At 64.5% G+C, this 21,000-nt stretch carries 20 protein-coding genes; 11 read left to right on the top strand and 9 right to left on the bottom strand.

All coding sequences use genetic code 11. The features are described from left to right. Positions 1-20: 20 nt before the first annotated feature. Complete coding sequence (locus tag C7I85_RS17745) at positions 21-1,463, bottom strand: FAD-binding oxidoreductase (RefSeq protein WP_106725330.1); 1,443 nt, start codon at positions 1,461-1,463, stop codon at positions 21-23. 81 nt (positions 1,464-1,544) lie between these two features. Further along, a complete protein-coding gene (tlpA, locus tag C7I85_RS17740) occupies positions 1,545-2,252 on the bottom strand; it encodes a thiol:disulfide interchange protein TlpA (protein WP_106725329.1) in 708 nt (235 codons plus the stop codon). Positions 2,253-2,283: 31 nt separating this feature from the next. On the opposite strand from tlpA, the gene argH reads away from it, so the two are divergent. The 4 genes from argH to C7I85_RS17720 all read left to right on the top strand — a co-directional run bounded on the left by argH (position 2,284) and on the right by C7I85_RS17720 (position 8,038). Beyond that, a complete protein-coding gene (argH, locus tag C7I85_RS17735; RefSeq protein WP_106725328.1) occupies positions 2,284-3,684 on the top strand; it encodes an argininosuccinate lyase in 1,401 nt (466 codons plus the stop codon). Between the two features lie 123 nt (positions 3,685-3,807). Further along, a complete protein-coding gene (locus C7I85_RS17730; RefSeq protein ID WP_106725327.1) occupies positions 3,808-4,014 on the top strand; it encodes a hypothetical protein in 207 nt (68 codons plus the stop codon). A 40-nt stretch (positions 4,015-4,054) separates the two neighbouring features. Beyond that, positions 4,055-5,320, top strand: a complete 1,266-nt coding sequence (lysA, locus tag C7I85_RS17725) for a diaminopimelate decarboxylase (RefSeq protein ID WP_106725326.1) — start codon at positions 4,055-4,057, stop codon at positions 5,318-5,320. Between the two features lie 108 nt (positions 5,321-5,428). Next, positions 5,429-8,038 carry a TIGR02302 family protein gene (locus C7I85_RS17720; protein WP_106725325.1) on the top strand — a complete coding sequence of 870 codons (2,610 nt, stop codon included), beginning with the start codon at positions 5,429-5,431 and terminating at the stop codon, positions 8,036-8,038. A gap of 102 nt (positions 8,039-8,140) precedes the next feature. On the opposite strand, the gene C7I85_RS17715 is transcribed toward C7I85_RS17720, so the two are convergent. After that, positions 8,141-9,016 (bottom strand): LysR family transcriptional regulator, encoded by an 876-nt coding sequence (locus tag C7I85_RS17715; protein WP_106725367.1) that lies wholly within the window; start codon positions 9,014-9,016, stop codon positions 8,141-8,143. A gap of 223 nt (positions 9,017-9,239) precedes the next feature. On the opposite strand from C7I85_RS17715, the gene C7I85_RS17710 reads away from it, so the two are divergent. Further along, positions 9,240-10,163 carry a DMT family transporter gene (locus C7I85_RS17710; RefSeq protein WP_106725324.1) on the top strand — a complete coding sequence of 308 codons (924 nt, stop codon included), beginning with the start codon at positions 9,240-9,242 and terminating at the stop codon, positions 10,161-10,163. A gap of 106 nt (positions 10,164-10,269) precedes the next feature. Then, complete coding sequence (locus C7I85_RS17705) at positions 10,270-11,166, top strand: lipid kinase (RefSeq protein ID WP_106725323.1); 897 nt, start codon at positions 10,270-10,272, stop codon at positions 11,164-11,166. A gap of 20 nt (positions 11,167-11,186) precedes the next feature. Here the strand turns inward: C7I85_RS17705 and hpt are convergent, their stop codons facing one another. Together hpt and C7I85_RS17695 are read right to left on the bottom strand one after the other, a co-directional pair. Then, entirely contained in the window at positions 11,187-11,729 is a 543-nt protein-coding gene (gene hpt, locus C7I85_RS17700; protein WP_106725322.1) for a hypoxanthine phosphoribosyltransferase, read from the bottom strand. A 4-nt stretch (positions 11,730-11,733) separates the two neighbouring features. Beyond that, entirely contained in the window at positions 11,734-12,384 is a 651-nt protein-coding gene (locus C7I85_RS17695; protein ID WP_106725321.1) for a hypothetical protein, read from the bottom strand. 180 nt (positions 12,385-12,564) lie between these two features. On the opposite strand from C7I85_RS17695, the gene ftsE reads away from it, so the two are divergent. From ftsE to C7I85_RS17675, 4 genes are all read left to right on the top strand, one after another. Next, positions 12,565-13,224: a cell division ATP-binding protein FtsE gene (ftsE, locus tag C7I85_RS17690; protein ID WP_106725320.1), complete on the top strand. Its 660-nt coding sequence runs from the start codon at positions 12,565-12,567 to the stop codon at positions 13,222-13,224. Then, complete coding sequence (locus C7I85_RS17685; protein ID WP_106725319.1) at positions 13,217-14,209, top strand: cell division protein FtsX; 993 nt, start codon at positions 13,217-13,219, stop codon at positions 14,207-14,209. The genes ftsE and C7I85_RS17685 overlap by 8 nt, the downstream gene beginning before the upstream one ends. A 250-nt stretch (positions 14,210-14,459) precedes the next feature. Further along, positions 14,460-15,140: a YdcF family protein gene (locus tag C7I85_RS17680; protein ID WP_245444985.1), complete on the top strand. Its 681-nt coding sequence runs from the start codon at positions 14,460-14,462 to the stop codon at positions 15,138-15,140. A gap of 85 nt (positions 15,141-15,225) precedes the next feature. Further along, positions 15,226-16,011, top strand: a complete 786-nt coding sequence (locus tag C7I85_RS17675; RefSeq protein WP_106725317.1) for a lysophospholipid acyltransferase family protein — start codon at positions 15,226-15,228, stop codon at positions 16,009-16,011. Between the two features lie 53 nt (positions 16,012-16,064). Here the strand turns inward: C7I85_RS17675 and C7I85_RS17670 are convergent, their stop codons facing one another. Then, entirely contained in the window at positions 16,065-17,012 is a 948-nt protein-coding gene (locus C7I85_RS17670; RefSeq protein ID WP_106725366.1) for an aldo/keto reductase, read from the bottom strand. 119 nt (positions 17,013-17,131) lie between these two features. Continuing rightward, positions 17,132-17,653, bottom strand: a complete 522-nt coding sequence (locus C7I85_RS17665; RefSeq protein WP_106725316.1) for a gamma-glutamylcyclotransferase — start codon at positions 17,651-17,653, stop codon at positions 17,132-17,134. Between the two features lie 144 nt (positions 17,654-17,797). Here C7I85_RS17665 and C7I85_RS17660 point away from each other — a divergent pair, with 144 nt between their 5' ends. Further along, positions 17,798-18,784 (top strand): DUF2125 domain-containing protein, encoded by a 987-nt coding sequence (locus tag C7I85_RS17660; protein WP_106725315.1) that lies wholly within the window; start codon positions 17,798-17,800, stop codon positions 18,782-18,784. 63 nt (positions 18,785-18,847) lie between these two features. Here C7I85_RS17660 and C7I85_RS17655 read toward each other — a convergent pair whose 3' ends face one another. Next, the gene (locus tag C7I85_RS17655) at positions 18,848-19,792 is read right to left on the bottom strand and encodes a prephenate/arogenate dehydrogenase family protein (RefSeq protein ID WP_181257209.1); all 945 of its coding nucleotides are present in this window, start codon (positions 19,790-19,792) and stop codon (positions 18,848-18,850) included. Positions 19,793-19,795: 3 nt separating this feature from the next. Beyond that, positions 19,796-20,908 carry a histidinol-phosphate transaminase gene (hisC, locus tag C7I85_RS17650; RefSeq protein ID WP_106725313.1) on the bottom strand — a complete coding sequence of 371 codons (1,113 nt, stop codon included), beginning with the start codon at positions 20,906-20,908 and terminating at the stop codon, positions 19,796-19,798. Between the last annotated feature and the right edge of the window lie 92 nt (positions 20,909-21,000).

Genomic DNA, 21,000 nt, shown 5'->3' with positions numbered 1-21,000 from the left:
CGCAGCCTCGTTCCCCTTCCCTATTCGGCAGCTTGTTGCCCGGCTTTCGGCCGCACATTGTGATTGATCCGGAACAGGTTCTGCGGATCGTAGCGCTGCTTGATTTCCGCGAGACGCTTGTAATTGGCGCCATAGGCCGCTTCGACGCGATCCACCTCATCCGCCGGCATGAAGTTGATGTAGGCCGTGCCGATGGCGAGCGGCTTGGCGTCTTCGAAAAGGCGTCGCGCCCAGTCGATGCACGTCTTGTCCATCGCCGGATCGCGCCAGCGCGCATGCACATTCATGACGAAATGCGGCAGGCGCTGCGGGAATGCGGTCGCACCGGCGGGAACGCGGCTGGCAGCGCCGCCGACATAGCCGATGAAGATCTCGCATTCGGGTCCCGGCAGTTCGCGGACGGCGCCTAGCAGCAGGTCGATTGCGGCATCCGAAAGCTCGGCGAAGTCGTGACTCTTCCAGTAGTTCCGCGCACCCGGTGCCAGTAGCGGATCGAACGCCTGTTGCCAGCCGACGAAGGGATTCGGGCCGACGACATCGGCGATGGGCTTTCCGATCGCCCGCATCCGCGCCGCGGCCTTCTCGCCCTCCTCGATCGAGCCGCAATAGCACATGGCCAGCACCAGTATTTCCTTGCCATGCCACTCGGCGGGCAGGAAAGGCAGCGGCGGCGCCTGGCGCATCACGGCCCAGCAGGAATATTCCTCGGGCGAAGCGGCAAGCGCCTCGCGATATTCGCGCAAGACGTTCCTGGCATCGGCAAATGGATGCACGACGAGGCCCGAAAGCACCTCCGGGCCGACCTTGTGCAGCCGGAATTCGAATTCCGTAACGATGCCGAAATTGCCGCCGCCGCCGCGCAGCGCCCAGAACAGGTCGGGGTTTTCGGTTTCGCTTGCGCGGATCAAATCGCCCGTGGCGGTAACAACCTCCGCCGACAGCAGGCTGTCGCATGTCAGGCCGTATTTCCGGGTAAGCCAGCCGAAGCCGCCGCCCAGAGTCAGTCCGGCAATGCCGGTGGTGGAGTTGATGCCGGTCGGCACCGCAAGTCCGAAGGCCTGCGTTTCGCGATCTACATCGGCCAGCGTCGCGCCGGGTCCTACCAGGGCCGTCTGCGCTGAGGCATCGACCTTCACCGATCTCATCTGCGAGAGGTCGATCATCAGGCCGCCGTCGCATACGGCGCTTCCGGCAATGTTGTGGCCGCCGCCGCGTATGGCGACGAGCAGACTATTGCCGCGTGCAAATTGCACCGCATTGATGACATCAGTTGCGTTGGCACAGCGGACGATGAGGCCCGGCTTGCGGTCCACCATGGCGTTCCAGATGGTGCGAGCCTCGTCATAGGCGCCGTCGTGCTCGCGCAGCAGGCGGTCGCCGCATCCGGCAGAAAGCGCTTCGATGGCCGCCGCGCTGATGACTGTCTTGCCGGATTCGAGAGTGGTGAGGTTCAGGTCGGTCATGGGCAAGTCTCCCGCTAGGGTGATGACCGTCCCCCATGACCTGGATTTAGCGCGGGGAAAGCGCTTGAGGAGTCTGCTTGATTATTTGCCGATTGCCGCGTCGACCAGGCGCGTGGCGTCGGGGCTGGCCCACTCGGCGGGGCCGTTCATATGCGCAAGCAGGCAGCCCTCGCCGTCGACCAGAAGCGTCACCGGCAGGCCGAGCGCCAGGCCGCGCGTCTTCAGGTCGTTGAACAGGTCGAGCGTGTTGTCGCGGTAGAGCGACAGCTTGTCGACGTTGATCTCCGAAAGAAACTTCTTCGGCTTTTCATTGTCGCCGGTGTCGACATTGATCGCGACGACCTCGAACTTGTCGCTGCCCTTTTCCTTCTCCAGCGTATTCAGCGCCGGCATCTCGGCGCGGCAGGGCGCGCACCATGTGGCCCACAGATTGACCAGCAGCGTCTTGCCGGCATGGTCGCCCAGCGTCATCGGCTTGCCGTCCGGCGAGGTGAAGGCGAGGTTCTTGACCGACTGCGGCGGATCGGCAGGCATCATCGCCGCGACCTGGCCGGTGGCCGCCGCCCCGATGGCCTTGGCCTTGTCGGCCTTTGCCGCGCAGGCGGCGTTGTCGGCGCTATTTGCCGCCAGGACGGGCGCATCGGCCACCACTTGCTGGGCCACGCTCGGCGCATTGTTGCCAGACAGGGTGTTGCTGACATATACCGCGATCGCACCGGCAAGCGCGCCAGCAACGGCTGCGATGACCAGAAGACGCGCAGTCGGCATAAGTTTTTTTCCGTCAGCCATTCACTTCAATCTCCGGAGCCCGGTTACCACGATGAGCGACAAGAAGGCCAGCAACCAGATGTGGGGCGGACGTTTTGCCTCGGGCCCGGCTGCGATCATGGAGGCCATCAATGCCTCGATCGACTTCGACAAGAAGCTTTACGCGCAGGATATCCGCGGCTCCATCGCTCATTCGCAGATGCTGGCCGAAACGGGCATTATTACCGAACAAGATCAAGAAAAAATCGCTCACGGCCTGAACACGATTTTGAAAGAGATCGAGGACGGCAAGTTCGAATTCTCGACCCGGCTCGAAGACATCCACATGAATGTCGAGGCAAGGCTTGCCGAACTCATCGGCCCCGCCGCCGGCCGCCTGCACACCGCCCGCTCGCGCAACGACCAGGTGGCTGTCGATTTCCGCCTCTGGGTGAAGGACGAGTTTCACCGCGTCGCCGTTGCCCTGAAGGGCCTGATCGAGGTGTTCCTCACCCGCGCCGAGGAACATGCCGCCACCGTCATGCCCGGCTTCACCCACATGCAGACGGCGCAGCCGGTGACCTTCGGCCACCACTGCATGGCCTATGTGGAAATGTTCGGCCGCGACCTGTCGCGCGTGCGCAACGCCATCGAGCGCATGGACGAAAGCCCGCTGGGCGCGGCAGCGCTGGCCGGCACAGGCTTCCCGATCGACCGCTTCCGCACCGCCAAGGCGCTCGGCTTCCGCGAGCCGACCCGCAATTCGCTGGACAGCGTTTCCGACCGCGATTTTGCGCTGGAGTTTCTGTCGATTGCCGCCATCTGCGCCACGCATCTGTCGCGCTTGGCGGAAGAGATCGTCATCTGGTCGACGCCGCAGTTCGGTTTCGTGCGGCTGTCCGACAGCTTCTCGACCGGCTCCTCGATCATGCCGCAGAAGAAGAACCCCGACGCAGCCGAGCTGGTGCGCGCCAAGACCGGCCGCGTCAACGGCCATCTGATCGGCCTTTTGATGGTGATGAAGGGCCTGCCGCTCGCCTATTCCAAGGACATGCAGGAAGACAAGGAAGCCGTGTTCGACGCGGCCGAGACGCTCGACCTGATGCTTGCAGCCATGACCGGCATGGTCGGCGACATGACCATCAACGACGCGGCGATGAAGAAGGCCGCCGGCTCGGGCTATTCGACCGCTACCGACCTGGCCGACTGGCTGGTGCGGACGCTGGGCCTGCCCTTCCGCGAGGCGCACCACGTCACCGGCCGCGCCGTAGCACTTGCCGAGAGCAAGAAGGTCGGGCTGGAGAAGCTCGCGCTCGAGGACCTGCAGTCGATCCACTCCGGCATCACGGCCGACATCTTCTCGGTCCTGTCGGTGCAGAACTCGGTGAAGAGCCGCACATCCTTCGGTGGCACGGCACCGGCAGAAGTGCGCCGCCAGATCCGCTACTGGAAGAAGCGCATCGCCAAGGCGTAACGGACCAAGGCGCGCTGCTCCCACGCGGCGCGCCAATCACACGAACTTGGGTCTGCCGGGGGTGCAAAGGCGCGAAAATTTCGCTAGAAGCATGCAACGGATTTTCTCGCACGGATGACACGGATGACCGGCAGCAGACTCTTCACCACGCTCGTCCTTCTGGCGGTGGTTGCCGCGGCCTCGGCCTGCGGGCGCAAGACCGGCCTGGATACGCCCTACGAGGCGGCCGTGCAGGCGCGCAAGGAAGCCGAGAAAGCCAATCAGCCGGTGCCGCCGGAGCCCGCGCCACCGGTCGCCGACAAGCCCTTCATCCTCGATGGCCTGATCTGAGCGTCGCTTTCGCGAACACACATCTACCGGAACCCCGCCAGTGAACCATTTCGAATACCGTAACGGCGTGCTGCATGCCGAGGACGTGCCTCTGCCCGAGATCGCAGCAGCCGTCGGCACCCCCTTCTATTGCTATTCCACCGCCACGCTGACCCGCCACTTCAACGTGTTCCGTCAGGCCTTCGGCGACCTCGATACGCTGGTCTGCTATGCGCTCAAGGCAAATTCCAACCAGGCGGTGCTGAAGACGCTGGCCAAGCTCGGCGCCGGCGCCGACGTGGTGTCGGAAGGCGAGCTGCGCCGGGCGCTGGCCGCGGGCATTCCGGGCTCCAAGATCCTGTTCTCGGGTGTCGGCAAGACCGCGCGCGAGATGGACCTGGCGCTCGAGAACGATATCCTCTGCTTCAACGTCGAGTCCGAGCCCGAGCTGGAGCTTCTGTCGGCCCGCGCCGTGGCGGCCGGCAAGAAGGCGCCGGTGTCGCTGCGCATCAACCCGGACGTCGACGCCAAGACGCACAAGAAGATCTCCACCGGCAAGGCCGAGAACAAGTTCGGCATACCGTGGCAGCGCGCTCGCGCCGTCTATGCCCGCGCGGCCGCGCTGCCCGGCATCCGCATCACCGGCATCGACATGCATATCGGCAGCCAGATCACCGAGTTGCAGCCCTTCGACGACGCCTTTGCCCTGCTGGTCGAGTTGGTCGGCACGCTGCAGGCCGACGGCCACGCCATCGACCATGTCGATCTCGGCGGCGGCCTCGGCATTCCCTACCGCACCGACAATTCGCCGCCTCCCCTGCCGGACGCCTATGCGGCGATCGTGAAGAAGCATGTCGCCAAGCTCGGCCTCAAGGTGATGTTCGAGCCCGGCCGGCTGATCGTCGGCAATGCCGGCATCCTGGTGTCGGAAGTCATCTATGTGAAGGAAGGCGACGCCAAGAACTTCCTGATCGTCGATGCGGCGATGAACGACCTGATCCGCCCGACGCTCTACGACGCCTTCCACGACATCAGGCCGGTGGTGCAGCCCCCGGCAGATGCGCCGCGCATGATGGCCGACATCGTCGGCCCGGTCTGCGAGACCGGCGATTTCCTCGGCCAGGACCGCGACCTGCCGCGCATGAAGCCAGGCGATCTGATCGCCGTCGGCACCGCTGGCGCCTATGGCGCTGTGCAGTCGGGAACCTACAACACCCGGCTCCTTGTGCCGGAGGTTCTGGTCAATGGCGACAGCTTCCATGTCATCCGTCCGCGCCAGACCTATGAGGAGCTGATCGGCCTCGATTCGCTGCCCGACTGGCTGTGAGCCGGTCGGCCGCAGCAATCACGATTTCTTGCCTCGCCTCGTCTTTGCCGCGTTTGCTGCTATGCTTTCTATGACGAGGTCGCGCCATCGCGCGCCCGGAAAGGGCCGATGACGGAAACGCCGAACAGAGTCGCTGACAAAGGGGTTGCCCGGCGCCTTGGTCGTGCCAGGCTGGTGACGCTCGTCGCCATGATGGTGGAGCGCGGCTGGCCTCTCTTGCTGCCGCTTCTCGTCACGATCAGCCTGTTCGTCAGCCTCTCCTGGCTCGGCGTCTTCCGTATCTTGCCTGAAATGGCGCGGTTCGGCCTGCTCGGCCTCTTTGCCCTCGCCGCCCTCGCCTCGCTCTATCCTCTGCGCTTCTACTGCCAGCCGACGCGCCCGGAAGTCGACCGCCGCATCGAAGCGGCCAGCAAATTGCCGCACACGCCGGTACTGGTTCAGACCGACCGGCCGAGCGGCGAGCAAAGCGCGTTCTCGCAGGCGCTGTGGCGCGAGCACCAGCGCCGCATGGCCGAAAAGCTCACCCATATCGACAGCGACCTGCCGCGCACGCGCGTGCCCGAGCGCGACCCGTGGGCCCTGCGCGCCGCCGCAGCCCTGTTGCTGGTCGTCGCCTTCGCCTTTTCGCAGGGAACGTTCGGAGGCCGCATCGGCGACGCCTTCCGGCCAGGCCTGGGCTTCGAGACAGTTCCGCCGCGCATCGACGCCTGGGTCACGCCGCCCACCTATACCGGCAAGGCGCCGCTGTTCCTGACCGCCGACGCCAACAATCACGAGACCGCGCCCCTCACCGTGCCGCAGGGCAGCGAGGTGCAGCTGCGCGTCACCGGCGGTTCGGGCGACGAGACGCTTTCCTTCACCGATGCGGACGGCACCGCGCATGAGATCGCTATCAAGGATTCTGAAAAGGCCTCGCAAGCGTCCGCACAGTCGGATGCACAGGCCACGGTGCGCCAGTTTGCCGGCAAGCTTGAAACCAACGGCGTGCTGGCGCTCGGTTCGAGCGGGCGGGAACTGCGCAGCTGGACCTTCTCGGTTACGCCCAACACGCCGCCGACAATCCGTTTCCTCGACGATCCGAAGCAGGCCGCCAATGGTGCGCTGGAGCTGAACTACCAGATCCTCGACCAGTATGGCGCCGCTTCCGCCAAGGCCGAGTTCGAGCTGGCCGACCCGCAGAGCCCGAAGGCGTACCCGCTCTACAAGGCCCCCGAGCTTCCGCTCGCCCTGCCGCCCCGTGGCGGAGACGGCAAGGTCAGGATGTCGCGCGATCTGACCGATCACGTCTGGGCCGGCAGCAAGGTGCGGCTGACGCTGAAGGTCACCAACGACGCCGGGCTGGAAGCGACGAGCGAGACCAAGACCTTCGTCCTGCCCGAACGGCCATTCAGCAATCCGTTCGCCCGGGCGGTCGTCGAACACCGGCGCATCCTGTCGCTCGACACCCACCGCAAGCCCTATGTGCTCGACCTCCTCGACGCCATCACGCTGCGGCCCGAGGACACGATTACGAGCATGGCCAACTATCTCGGCCTCATGGCCGGCCGCTCCCAGCTCAAGCTGGCGCAGAGCGACGACCAGCTGCGCGCCGTTGCCGACTATTTCTGGGAGATGGCGCTGGCGATCGAGGACGGCGCGCTGTCGAACGCCGAGAAGCGCCTGCGCCAGGCGCAGGAGGCGCTCAAGCAGGCGCTGAAGAACGGCGCCAGCGACCAAGAGATCGACAAGCTCATGAAAGAGCTGCGGCAAGCGATGAACGACTTCATCAAGGAGTTTGCGGAGCGCGCCAAGCGCGACCCGAACCTCGCCCAGCAGCAGATGCCGCGCGACGCGCAGGAACTGCGGCAGAGCGACCTCGAACGCATGATGGACCAGATCGAAAACCTGGCGAAGTCGGGCAATCGCGATCTGGCCGAGCAGATGCTGTCGCAGCTGCAGGACATGATGAACAACCTGCAGGCCAATCGCCAGCAGCAGCCGGGCCAGGGCGGCGAGCAGAGCGAGATGCATCAGCAGATGAACAAGCTCGGCGAGATCATGCGCCGCCAGCAGGAGATGATGAACGAGACGTTCCGCCTCGACCAGAAGCAGCACGGCCAGCAACAGGATGACGAGTTCGGCGACTGGCAGCAGGGCATGCAGGACAACCGCGACAGGGAAGCCGAACGCGGCGGCGATCAAGGCAAGGGGCAGCAGGGCCAGAACGGCCATCAGATGACGCCCGAGGAATTCAGCGATGCGCTGAAACAGCTGCAGGAAGGCCAGGGCAAGCTGCAGAAGGATCTTGAGGGGCTGATGAAAGGCCTCAAGGACCTCGGCATCGAGCCTGGCAAGGGGTTCGGCGACGCGGGCGACGCCATGGGCCAGGCCAAGGAAGCGCTCGGCGAGGGCGAAGGCAACCGCGCCGTCGGCCAGCAAGGCCGCGCGCTGGAGGCCCTGCGCCGCGGCGCCCAGGACATGATGAAGCAGATGCAGCAGGCGATGGAAGGCGAGCAGGGCACCGGGCCGAACGGCCGTCAGCAGGGCGCCGACCGCGATCCGCTCGGCCGTCCGCGCGGCACCACCGGCCCGGATTTCGGCAACACCGTCAAGGTGCCGGACCAGATCGACGTGCAGCGCGCCCGCCAGATTCTCGACGCCATCCGCAAGCGGCTCGGCAATGCGCTGAGCCCCGAACTCGAGAAGCAGTATCTGGAACGCCTGCTCGAAATGCGCTGAGGGCCTGCGACCAGCCCGAGCAGGTGATGCGACAAAAGCGACAGTAACAGCGCACTCCTGAGGACGACTGTCAGGAGCCTGTCGGCATCTTCAAGTTCCGAGCTACGAAACCGTCACCACCAGCCGCGAATAAAACGCCTCGCGGATCGCATCCGCCATGCCTTTGATCGCCTCGCTGGTGGCTCCCGGCGCGCGGTGCAGCACCACGTTGGAGGCATCGATGTCGCCAAAGCCTTCGGCGGCGGTCAGCTCGCGGCAATCGGGCGGAATGTTGGAGCGCGACACCGGCGCGATCGCCAGCCCCGAGGCCACGGCAAGTTTCAGCCCGCCCGTGGTGTCGCTGGTATAGGCGACACGATAGGGATGGCCGCGAACCTCGAGCGACTTCAGCGCAAAGTCCTTGCACCAGCCGTCGCGATTGTAGAGCGCAACCGGCAGCGGCTGTTCCTCATGCTGGCAATGAAGGTTCGACGTCACCCACACGGTCGGGTCGCGCATCAAAACCTCGCCGTCGGAAAAGTCCTCCCATTCGAACACCACGGCAAGGTCGAGCTCGCCGGCCTCCAGCGCTTCGATCTGCGAGGCGGAATGGGCATATCTGACGGTGATCTCCACCTTCGGATGTTGCTTCGAGAACATGCCCAGCGCGCGCGACAGGATCGAGTAGCTGTACTCCTCGGGGATGCCGATGCGAACCGGCCCGTCCAGCGGCTTGGCCTTGAGCGAAGCGGCCGTCTCCTCGATCAGCGAGACGATGCGGCGGGCATTGATGATCAGCTCCTGCCCCCGGCGGGTGAGCGAGACCCCGCGCGAACCGCGATCGAACAATGCGTCCCCGACCATGTCCTCGAGCCGCTTGATCTGCATCGACACGGCTGATTGCGTGCGGCTGACCTGCTCCGCGGCCTTGGTGAAATTGCCCGCCTCGGCCACAGCCACGAAAGTACGCAGCAGGTCGCTGTCGAGGTGAATTGTCATGTCGCCGCCATAAGGAAATCTGATAGCTGGCATCATTCCAATTCGTTTGAAACATGTCAATCGACCGGCCATACCTGTACGCGAGACCGAAATGCAATCGACGGCATCGCCATGCGCAGGAGCCGTTCCGGGCAAAAAGTCCTCACTCACCCGCTGTCCTCTGGGCCGCGGGTTCTTTTTGTTCAATGCCTGCCGCAGCGGGCATAGTCAGGGCCTATCTGGAATGCAGAACCGTATCGTCGCCGGCATCGCATGTCTCTGCCTCGGCGTGCTGGTGTTTTCCACGCAGGACCCGCTGATCAAGGCGGTGTCGGACCGCTATCCGGTGATGGAAGTAATGGCGATTCGCTGCGTCGTGGCGCTACCCATCATGCTTCTCCTCGTGCACCGGGATGTCGGCCTGGCCGCGCTCGTCTCGCGCAACTTCGGCCTGCTCAGCCTCAGGGCCCTGACCCTGTTTGCCTCCTACACCGCCTATTACCTGGCGCTGGCCGCGCTTCCGCTGGCCGATGCGGTGGCGCTCTACTTCATGGCACCGCTCTTCATCATGGTGCTGTCGGGCCCCTATCTCGGCGAGCGCGTGAGCTGGCAAAGCTTCGCGACCGTGTCGGTCGGCCTCGTCGGCGTGCTGGTCATGCTGCGGCCAGGCGGCGGCATGTTCGAATGGGCAGCGCTTCTGTCGCTGCTGTCGGCCGGCCTCTACGGCTTTGCGCAGATGACGGCACGCAAGCTCGGCGCGACCGAATCCTCGACCGTCATGAGTTTCTACCAGAACGGCGTCTATCTGCTCGGCGCGATCGTCACCGCCCTCGTCTTCATGGTCGTCGATGTCGGCCACATCACCCATCCAAGCCTGCGTTTCCTGACCCGCGGCTGGGAGTGGCCGACCACCGGCGACTTCGTGATGATGGCATCCTGCGGCGTCATCGCCGCAGCCGGCATGACCCTGCTGTCGCAGGCCTATCGGCTCGCCCCGGCCAATATCGTGGCGACATTCGAGTACACCGGCATCCTGTGGGCGCCGCTGTGGGGTTTTCTCTTCTTCGCGGAGGTCCCGCACGCCTCGACCGTCCTCGGCGGCGTGCTGATTATCGGCGCCGGCATATTCGCCCTCAACGCAAGGCCGAGCCAGAAAGTGCCTGCCTGACGCGGCCACAAGGGCGGCCCAGGCCAAGATGCCGCCCTTTATTTGCGGCTAGTGCGACCCTATCTGGCGGGAAACCGACCGGTTTTCACCAAATGAAGGGCCGCCATTGCCGAATTCCAAGCCTCCTAAACGTGCGCTGCTGATCGTCAATCCCAAGGCCCGCCGCGGCACGGGTTCAATCGCGTCAGCCGTCAGCGTGCTGGAAAACGGCGGGCTGGCCGTCACCGAAGAGAAGGCCGCCGAGAATGAAACGCTCGCCGAACTCGTCCGGCGCAGAGCAAACGGCTTCGACCTCATCGTGCTCGGCGGCGGCGACGGCACGCTGAATGCGGCAGCGCCCGGCCTGGTCGATGCCGGCCTGCCCCTCGGCGTACTACCGCTCGGCACCGCCAACGACTTTGCCCGCACGGTTGGCATCCCGCCCGATCCGACCAAGGCCGCCGAGGTGATCGCTGCCGGTTCGCTCGCGCCCATCGATCTCGGCGAGGTCAACGGCCACCTGTTCTTCAACGTCGCCAGCATAGGTTTCAGCGCCGAGCTTGCCGCGGATCTCACGCAGGAGGCCAAGAAGCGCTGGGGCAAGCTGGGCTACGCCATCATCGCCGCGCGGCTGCTCGCCCGCTCGCAGCTGTTCAGCGCCCATCTCGACCATGACGGCACGACCGAGAAGATCAGGACGATGCAGGTTTCGGTCGGCAACGGCCGCCACTATGGCGGCGGCATGACGGTGGAGGAGAGCGCCACCGCCGATGACGGCACGCTCGACTTCTACAGCCTCGAAGTCGACCATTGGTGGCGGCTTCTGGCGCTGCTGCCGAGCCTCAGGAGGGGCACACAGGGCCGCTGGGACGATGTGCGCGCCTTCCGGACCACAGAGGTGACGATCCGCACCAGCAAGCCCCGGCCGGTCAATACGGACGGCGAATTGTGCACCACCACGCCGGCGCATTTCCGCATCCGGCCGAAGGCGCTCCAGGTGTTCAGGCCGAAGGGGCTTTCATAGCTGACAGCCCCGCTAAGGGCTCAGGCTTCGCCCTTGACGACGCCGACGAAGGGCAGCTCGCGGAAGGCGTGAGCTACGTCCATGCCATAGCCGACGACGAAGGAATCGGGGCAGTCGAAGCCGACATAATCGGCGTTGAGCGTGGTCTGGCGGCGCATGCGCTTGTCGAGCAGCACGGCGATCGAGCAGCTCTTGGCGCCGCGCGAAAGCATCAGCTCGCGCGTGTAGGACAGCGTCTTGCCCGACTCCAGAATGTCGTCGATCAGAAGCACGTCGCGGCCCTTCACCTCGTTGTCGATGTCGCGCAGCACGCGGACCTCGCCACTGGTGGTGCCGGAGCCATAGCTGGAGATGAAGATGAACTCGACTTCCGGCGACAGGCCGACATCGTGCATGGCACGGATGAGGTCGGCGGCGAAAATGAACGAGCCTTTCAGGACGGAAATCACCAGAAGGTCGGTGTAATCGCGCCCTGCGATCTCCTTGGCCAGCTCGAGATTGCGCCGGGCAATAGCCGAGGCGCTGAACAGAACTTCGATATCCTTGCCGCGAACAACCGGCATAATCTTACTCTCCAAAGGCGACCGTGACGGTCTTTACGCCGTTCTTAGGCACCGCAAGGCGAGACGAAAAGGCAAATCTTCCACCGGGCGCCAAGGGCGTCTGCGATGTCCCCAGCTTGTAAAAGGTAGCGCGGCCATCCTCTCCGGTCACGTGAATTTCCAGCTCCGGCAGCATGCCCGCGAGGTCGCCGCCATTCGTTGCCTCCCCGTCGACGAACAAAATCTGCCCGCCGCCGGCCGTTTCGACGCGCGATTTCACCCCGGCAATGGTGAAGAAAGGCGCTGCCTCGGCGGAGCCGGGAAGCTGCAACTGGCTGAGCAGCGTATGCCCGCCCGATATCCAGAAGGCGGCAATGACCAAACCGCCGCCGACCGTCCAGAAGGCCGGCCCGCCGCGCCTGGCAAATGGTTGGAAGGTGCGACGCTCCCCGGCTTTGCGCTGCAGCATCTCCATGCCGGTCGTCGAGGCGCCATTGGGCATGAACACTTTCGGCTGGGGCTCAGGTGCAGGCTGGCGCGGCTCAGGCGAGGCGACGATCTCGAAGTCGGCGTCGACGATGTCCGTATCGACAACAGGACGCGACGCAGCACCCATGACGGAGGCGTCCGTCATGATCTCGCCGGAAACCGGGCGTGCGGTGCGACCGTCTGCCATAGTGGATGGGTTATCCTTTCGAACCGACCCTGATTCCGGAGGTAAACGGAATTGGTTAATGCTTCGCCACCAGATGCGAATCAGGCCCGCTTTTGCAGTGAGAATTAACCGACCGTTAAACATACGGCCCGAAGGTCGTTCCGGCCGCCAGGCGCCCCCGAACACCCAAGGTTTCCGCAATTGATTCGCTTCGAGAACGTCGGCCTGCGATATGGGATGGGTCCGGAAATTCTCCGCGACATCTCCCTCGATATCCCCGAGCGCTCCTTCCAGTTCCTCAGCGGCCCGTCTGGCGCGGGCAAGACCACGCTGCTGCGCCTGCTGTTCCTGTCGCTCAAGCCGACGCGCGGGCTGATCACCGTCTTCGGCAAGGACCGCTCGCGCATCTCCCGGCAGGAACTGCCTTTGATGCGCCGCCGCATCGGCGTGGTGTTCCAGGATTTCCGCCTGCTCGACCACATGACGACCTATGAGAACGTGGCGCTGCCGCTTCGCGTGCGCGGGCGCGAGGAAGCGAGCTATCGCAGCGACGTCACCGAGCTTCTGAAATGGGTAGGCCTGGGCGAGCGCATGCATGTTCTGCCGCCGGTCCTGTCGGGCGGCGAGAAGCAGCGTGCGGCGATTGCCCGCGCCCTGATCGAACAGCCCGAGATGCTCCTGGCCGACGAGCCCACCGGCAATGTCGATCCGCCTCTGGCGCGACGCCTGCTCAGGCTTTTCCTCGAGCTCAACCGGCTGGGGACAGCGGTCGTGATCGCCACCCACGATCTCGCCCTGATGGACCAGGTCGACGCCCGGCGCATGATCCTCGCCAATGGGAGGCTCGACATCTATGACTGAGCTCGACGGCGAAGACGTTTACGAAGCTCCACGCGCCGCCGAGCCGGCGCCGACCGCCCGTGCGCGGCGGAATACGACGCCGATCGTCCCGCCGCAAAGCATTGCCGGGCGCGCGCTGGTCTTCGTCATCGCTATCATGACCTTCCTGTCCTGCCTCACGCTCGGCGCGGTCACGCTGGTGCGCGACACGGCCTCGGTGTGGGAAAACCAGATCGCACGCGAAGCGACGATCCAGATCAAGCCCGTCGAGGGCGTCGACATGGAAGCCTCGCTGGAGAAGGCGGCGAGCATCGCCGGCCAGTTTACCGGGGTGCGCGGCGTCAAGATCGTCGACCGCGAGGCGACTTCCCGCCTGCTCGAGCCCTGGCTCGGCTCGGGCCTCAACATTGACGAGCTGCCGGTGCCGCGGCTGGTCATCGTCACCATCGACGAGGACAACCCGCCGGACTTCGCCGGCATGCGCGCGCTTCTGCAACCGGAAGTGCCGGGCGTGTCGCTGGACGACCATCGCACCTGGGTGGACCGCCTGGTCGCCATGGCCCGCACCACGGTGACGCTGGGCCTGGCCGTACTGGTGCTGATGCTGTCGGCCACCGTACTGACGGTGGTGTTCGCCACGCGCGGCGCCATGGCCGGCAATGGCCACATCATCGAGGTGCTGCACTATGTGGGCGCCGAGGCGATGTTCATCGCTCGCGAATTCCGACGGCATTTCCTGCTCATCGGCATGAAGGGCGCGGTGGCCGGCGGCGCGGCCGCCATGGCCGTCTTCGTGCTGTTCTGGTGGTGGTCGTCGCGCAATCTCGCAACGCCCCAAGCCGACCAGGCGACCGCCCTGTTCGGCAACTTCGCCATCGGGGTTACGGGATATGTGGGTGCTGCCCTCGTCATCGTGCTGATCGGCGTACTTACGGCCGCCACTTCGCATGTGACCGTGATGACCTATCTCAAGGACATAGACGTCAGTCACCACGACGGGCTCTAGAGCATGATCCCGAAAAGTTGCAGACTTTTCGGACAAGATCATGCTCCAAAAACAAATCCTTAGAGCGAGATGGCGATTCAAGAGAACGTCATCTCGCTCTAGGATCAAACGACCTCCCGCCTGTCACGAAGCACGACGGGTTGTAACGCAATGTGCGGCGGCCGGCTGCGCGTGGCCGCCATTCGGAAAATTCCGTGATATAATGACGCGCATTGATTTGGAGGACGCCGGCGGCGGCATGAGGGACGAGATGCCAACGGCTAGGTCACGTTCGACGCGACTTGTCGCGTACTTGCGCGTGTCCGCCTACGGGCTGGTCGGCGTGGGCGTGGCCTTTGCCGTCGGCTTCGGCATGTTCGCAGATTATATCAGCCGGCTGACCACGCCGGAGAATCCCCCCGCTGCCGATGCCATCATCGTGCTGACCGGCGGCCAGGCGCGCATCGACGCCGCAGTCAACCTGCTCAAATCCGGCAAGGGCAAGCGCCTGCTGATCAGCGGCGTGAACCCGGCCGCCAGCCGCCGCTCGCTGCAACGGGCGACGGGCAGCGACAACGCGCTTTTCAACTGCTGCGTCGACATCGACCACGCCGCGCTCGACACCATCGGCAATGCCGAGGAGAGCGCTAAGTGGGTCGAAAGCCACGACTATTCCAGCATCATCCTCGTCACCAACAACTATCACATGCCGCGCAGCCTGCTGGAGATGCGGCGCTTCATCGAAAAGGTCGAAATGACGCCCTATCCGGTCGTCAACAGCCGACTCGACGGCGGCAGCTGGATGACGAACCGGGCCGCACTGCGGGTGTTGTTCACCGAATATACCAAGTATCTCGGTGCGCTTGCCCGCGCCGTTGTGCCGCTGCGCTCGACGCCCGACGGCGTGGCGCTGGTCGACGCCACCACCACGACGATCTCCAAGAACAATTGAGAGATCGGCTCTATTCCCCCCTGCCCCGGTTTTCCTTTCGCCGCTCTTGGTGTAACCAGCCCTGACATCTTCTTCAGGCTTGACCATGGTCCAACTCCGCTCCTTGGCGTTCAATGTCGTCTTCTACGCCAATCTCATCCTCCAGATGATCTTCTGGACGCCCTATTACTTCCTGGTGTCGCGCGAGCGCGCCTGGCTGGTACCGAAGTTCTGGGCGCGCTCCAGCCTGTGGCTGCAGGAAAAGATCGCCGGCACCAAAAGCGTGGTCACCGGGCAGGAGAACCTGCCGGAGGGCTCCTACATCATCGCGCCCAAGCACCAGTCGTTCTGGGACACGATCGCCTTCCTGCCCTACATCCCGGATGCGCTGTACATCCTCAAGCGCGAGCTGACCTGGATACCCTTCTTCGGCTGGTACATCGCCAAGATGCGGATGATCCCCGTGGATCGCGGCAGCCGCTCCAAGGCGCTGAAGGCTGCGGTGGCCGCAACCAAGGCCGAGCTTGACCGCAACAGCCGCCAGCTGATCATCTACCCCGAAGGCACGCGCCGCCCGCCAGGGGCCGAGCCGGCCTACAAATGGGGTATCGTGGAGCTCTATTCGCAGCTCAACTTGCCGGTGGTGCCGGTGGCGCATGTCGCCGGGCTCTACTGGCCGCGCCGCAAGTTCCTGCGCTATCCGGGCACCATCCACGCCCGCTTCCTGCCGCCGATCCCGCCGGGATTGGGCAAGGAAGAGTTCATGCAGCGCCTGATCGCCGAAACCGAAGCCGCCTGCGACCAGCTGCTGATCGAGGCGACCAGCACCGACCGCCCGCCGCTGCCGCCAACCGCGGTGGAGCGCTTGAAGGAACTGGGCGTAACCGCCTGAAGAAAAGCCCGCCCCGAACCGATCGGGGCGGGCTTTTTCAATTCGACCGGTAGTTAAGCGCTCGCCGCGTCCAGTTCGGCAATGTCTGCGGCGTCGAGCTTCAGTTCGGCCGAGCGGATCAGGCTGTCGGTCTGCGGCAGCGAGGTGGCGCTGGCAATCGGCGCGGTGACGCCCTTTCGCGCCATTACCCAAGCGAGAGCTACTTCCGCCGGCTTGGCGGAGTGTCGCGCCGAGACCGCATCTAGGGCTGCCAGGATGCGCGTGCCGCGCGCATCGAGGTATTTTTTCGCGTCTTCGCCGCGCGCGCTTTTGGAAAGGTCCGCCTCGCTGCGGTACTTGCCGGACAGGAAGCCGCTTGCCAGGCTGAAATAGGTGATGACGCCGATGTCTTCTGCCATGCAGAGGTCGCGCAGCGGACCGTCGAAGCCCGACCGGTCGTAGAGATTGTATTCCGGCTGCAGCACGTCATAGCGCGGCAGGTTCTTGTCCTTCGCCACCTTCAAGGCCGCACCCAGCCGATCGGCATCGAGGTTGGAGGCGCCGATGTTGCGGACCTTTCCTTCCGCGATCAGCTTTTGATAGGCGCCAAGCGTCTCCTCATAGGGCGTCGCATCATCGGCCCAGTGCGAGAAATAGAGGTCGATCACGTCCGTCTGCAGCCGCTTCAGCGATGCTTCGACTGCGCGGGCGATGTAGCCGGCGGAGAGGTCGCGCTTGCCCTGCCCCATGTCGGAGCCGACCTTGGTGATGACGACCACCTTGTCGCGGTTGCCGCGGCTCTTCATCCATCTGCCGATGATCGTTTCGGATTCGCCGCCGCTATTGCCCGGCGCCCAGCGCGAATAGACGTCGGCCGTATCGATCGTGTTGAGCCCAGCGGCAAAGGCATGATCGAGCAGGTCGAATGAGGTCTTTTCGTCTGCGGTCCAGCCGAAGACATTGCCGCCGAGCACCAGCGGCGCGATTTCGAGGTCGGTGCGTCCAAGACGTCGTTTCTGCAAGATCAGCTCTCCATGATTTTCGGGCCGTGCAAACGGCCTCATGGACAAGCTAGGCCGCGTCCCGCGACCGTTCAAACCCGAACCAGTGGATTTCCCGTCAAAAGATCGCGAACGTTTGCTCAGCTCGCGTCGAGCTGCCCCGCCACCCGCTCCAGCCAATGGTCGCGGATGCCAAGCGCTTCGAGGTGCCGGAGCGTGTTCATGACATATTCCTCGTTGCGCCCGGACTGCCCCACCGCGCTGGCGACGATGCGGGCCGCCTCGGCTTCGTGGAGGCCGCCGGCATATTGCTCGTGCTTGCGGTCGACCACATAACAAAGCGCCTCGACCTTGCCACCCGCATCGAGCCGCACCATATGGGTCCGCTCGAGATAGACGTTGGTGACCAGTTCGCGCTCGCGCAGATAGCCGACCACCTCCTCGCGCAGGTCGCCCGGCACGCGGAACGCCAGACCGACGCAGGAGCCGCCGCGATCGAGCCCCAGTACGAGGCCGGGGCGCTCGCGCGTGCCGCGATGCACATAGGAGCGCACGCAAAGCGAACGCCGATAGCCATGCAAATGCGCACGCCTGGTTTCAACATGCGCAAAACCTGGGCGCCAGATCAGCGAGCCATAGCCAAAAACCCAAAAATCGCCCATATCGCCAAGACAACTCCGTATGCAGCGCGCAGTGCTGCTTCGGGCCATGGGTAAAGTATCATCGCCAAAAGGGGAAACCGGTTTTTTGCTCCGCCGTCCTCCGGAACGGAAAAGACCGCCCCAGACCAAAGGATCGACGCAACGATGTCGGTAGAAGTGGGCAGCAAGCCAAATTACGGTCGCCGTGTCATGTGGCTGGCGTTCGTTGTCGTCATCCTGTGCGGCGGCTACACGCTGGGCTGGTTCTACCTGGCCGACAAGCTCGAGGCCAAGGCCAAGACCAGCCTTGCGGAGCTGAACCGTGACGGCGTCGTGGCCGAATGCACCAATCCGGTGGCGCGCGGCTTTCCGTTCCGCCTCGGCCTGTTCTGCGACCGCGTTGCCTTCGATGACGCCAAGCAGGGCTTCAGCGTCTCGGCTGGCAGTTTCCGGTCGGTCGGCCAGGTCTACGATCCCGCCCATCTGATCGCCGAACTGGACGGCCCGGCTCGCATAGACACGCCGCGAACCGAGCCGTTCGCGCTGGACTGGGATAATCTGCGCGCCAGCGTGCGGCTGGCCCGGCCGTTGCCGGAGCGGGTTTCGGTGGAAGGCCACCAGCTGAAGGCATCGACCGTCTCGGGCAAGTCGCTGGCGACCGTCGACACCTTCGAGGGGCACATGCGCCCTGACGGCGCCAATATCGACCTCGCCGGCACATTCTCCAACCTGTTGCTCGACTCCTCGCTGGTGCAGGGGCGAACCCTGCCGCTGTTGTCCGGCGACACCGACTTCACCATCAACAATGGCGTGGAGCTGGTCGGCAACCGGATACAGAGCCTGCGCGGCCAGTCCGGCACCATTCGCAACCTGGACCTGTCCACCAGCGAGAAGACCGGGATTTCGGTGACCGGGCCGTTCTCCGTCGATCAGGACGGGCTGCTCGATGCCGATCTTCGCGTGACGGTCCGCGACCCGCAGGGACTGGCGACGGTGCTGGGCGGCGTGCTGCCCGAAAAGAGCCGGGAAATCCAGCAAGGCTTCATGGGCCTGTCGATACTCGGGCCGTCGCCTTCGCTGCCGCTCAAGATCGTCAAGGGCAAGATCTCGCTTGCCTTCATCAAGCTCGGCCAGGTTCCGCCGCTGCAATAGCGCGACGGGAAACGACGACGCGGGGCCAACCCCGCGTCGTGACTAACGATAACGCCAGAAGCGTCAGCCCTTCGCCAGCTTCTCCGGATGCGCCACGACCTGGCGGCCGAAGTCCGGTGCGTCGATCTCCTGGCCCGCCTCGATGATCGAGCGGCGGATGGCGCGGGTGCGCGTGAAGAGATCGAACAGCTTTTCGCCGTCTCCCCAGCGTATGGCGCGCTGCAGCGAAGCCAGGTCTTCCGAGAACCGCGCCAGCATCTCCAGGATCGCGTCCTTGTTGTGCAGGCACACGTCGCGCCACATCGTCGGATCGGATGCGGCGATGCGGGTGAAGTCGCGGAAACCCGAGGCCGAATACTTGATCACCTCGGACTTGGTCACCGTCGCCAGATCGTCGGCGGTGCCGACGATGTTGTAGGCGATGATGTGCGGCAGGTGCGAGACGATGGCCAGCACCATGTCGTGGTGCTCGGGGTCCATCGTGTCGATGTTGGAGCCGCAGCGGCGCCAGAATTCCGACAGCTTCTCCTGCGCCTCCGGGTCAGTGCCTGGCAGCGGCGTCAGGATGCACCAGCGGTTTTCGAACAGCTCGGCAAAGCCGGCGTCGGGGCCGGACTTTTCCGTGCCTGCCAGCGGGTGGCCGGGAATGAAGTGCACACCTTCGGGGAGATGCGGCTTCATCTGGGCGATGACGGAGCCCTTTGTGGAGCCGACATCGGTGAGGATGGCGCCCGGCTTCAGCGCCGGCGCGATCTCCTCGGCAACCGCGCCGGACGAGCCGACCGGCACCGAGACGATGACGAGGTCGGCGTCCTTCACCGCCTCGGCGGCGCCGGTGGAGTAGGAATCGCCGAGACCCAGTTCCTCGGCACGCTTCAGCGTTTCGGGGCTGCGGGTGGCGATGGCGATATGGCTTGTGAGGCCTTCACGACGGATGACGCGCGCCAGCGACGACCCGATCAGGCCGATGCCGACGAGGGCGATCTTCTCGAACAATGGAGCGGACATTTTCTAACTTTTCAAAAACTCGGTGAGTGCGGCGACTACGCCGCGATTGGCTTCTTCGGTTCCGACTGTCATCCGCAGCGCGTTGGGAAAACCGTAGCCTGCAACGCGCCGCAGAATATAACCGCGAGCGCTCAGATAGTCGTCGGCCGATGCCGCCGAGTGCTTCCCCTCGTCCGGGAAGTGAATGAGGATGAAATTGCCGACGCTGGGGGTAACCCTCAGGCCAAGTTGCGTCAGATGTGCCGCAAGCCAGGGCAGCCACTTGTCGTTATGTTCCACGGTGTGCTCGACATGGGCGCGGTCGCGCATGGCGGCCACGCCGGCCTCGATGGCCATGGCATTGACGTTGAACGGTCCGCGCACGCGGTTGAGCGCGTCGACGATATGCGTCGGCGCATAGGCCCAGCCGATGCGCGCGCCGCCAAGACCGTGGATCTTGGAGAAGGTGCGGGTCATGACCACGTTCTGCGACGTCGAGACGAGCTCGATGCCGGACTCATAGTCGTTGCGGCGCACATATTCGGCATAGGCCGCATCGAGCACCAGAAGCACGTGCTTGGGCAGCGCGGCATGCAGACGGCGCACTTCCTCGTAAGGGATGTAGGTGCCGGTCGGATTGTTCGGATTGGCCAAGAAGACGATCTTGGTCTTGTCAGTCACTGCCGCGAGAATGGCGTCGACATCGGCCGTCTCGTTGCTTTCCTTGGCCACCACTGGCACCGCGCCGGCAGCCTGGATGTAGATGCGGTAGACCAGGAAACCGTGCTCTGTGAAGACGCCTTCGTCGCCCGGCCGCAGATAGGTCTGCGCCAGAAGGCCGATGATCTCGTCCGAGCCGTTCGAGCAGATGATATTGGCCGGGTTCAGGCCGTAAACCTCGCCGATCGCCTCGCGCAGCTTGGTCGCCGAACCATCCGGATAGAACTCCATCCGCGTGGCGGCATCGCGCACCGCCTCGATAGCCGCCGGCGAAGCGCCGAGCGGATTTTCGTTCGACGAAAGCTTGTGAACCTTGTCGACGCCGGCCGGCGCGCTGCTCTTGCCGGGCACATAGGCCGCAATGTCCATGATGCCGGGTTTGGGCTGCGGGCGGCTCACGTCATTGGCGTTCGTCATGGCTGAAAGTATCCGGCTTTCTGAGGTGTGAATGGATGCAGCGGAAATACAAGCCGGGGCGCGGATTGTCGAGGAAAAGCTTTGCCGTTGAC

It is taken from the genome of Pseudaminobacter soli (ex Li et al. 2025), assembly GCF_003012705.1.
GTDB lineage: Bacteria > Pseudomonadota > Alphaproteobacteria > Rhizobiales > Rhizobiaceae > Pseudaminobacter > Pseudaminobacter soli.
Note: the sequence above shows the minus strand (reverse complement) of the source record. Positions and strands in the feature narration are given on the sequence as shown.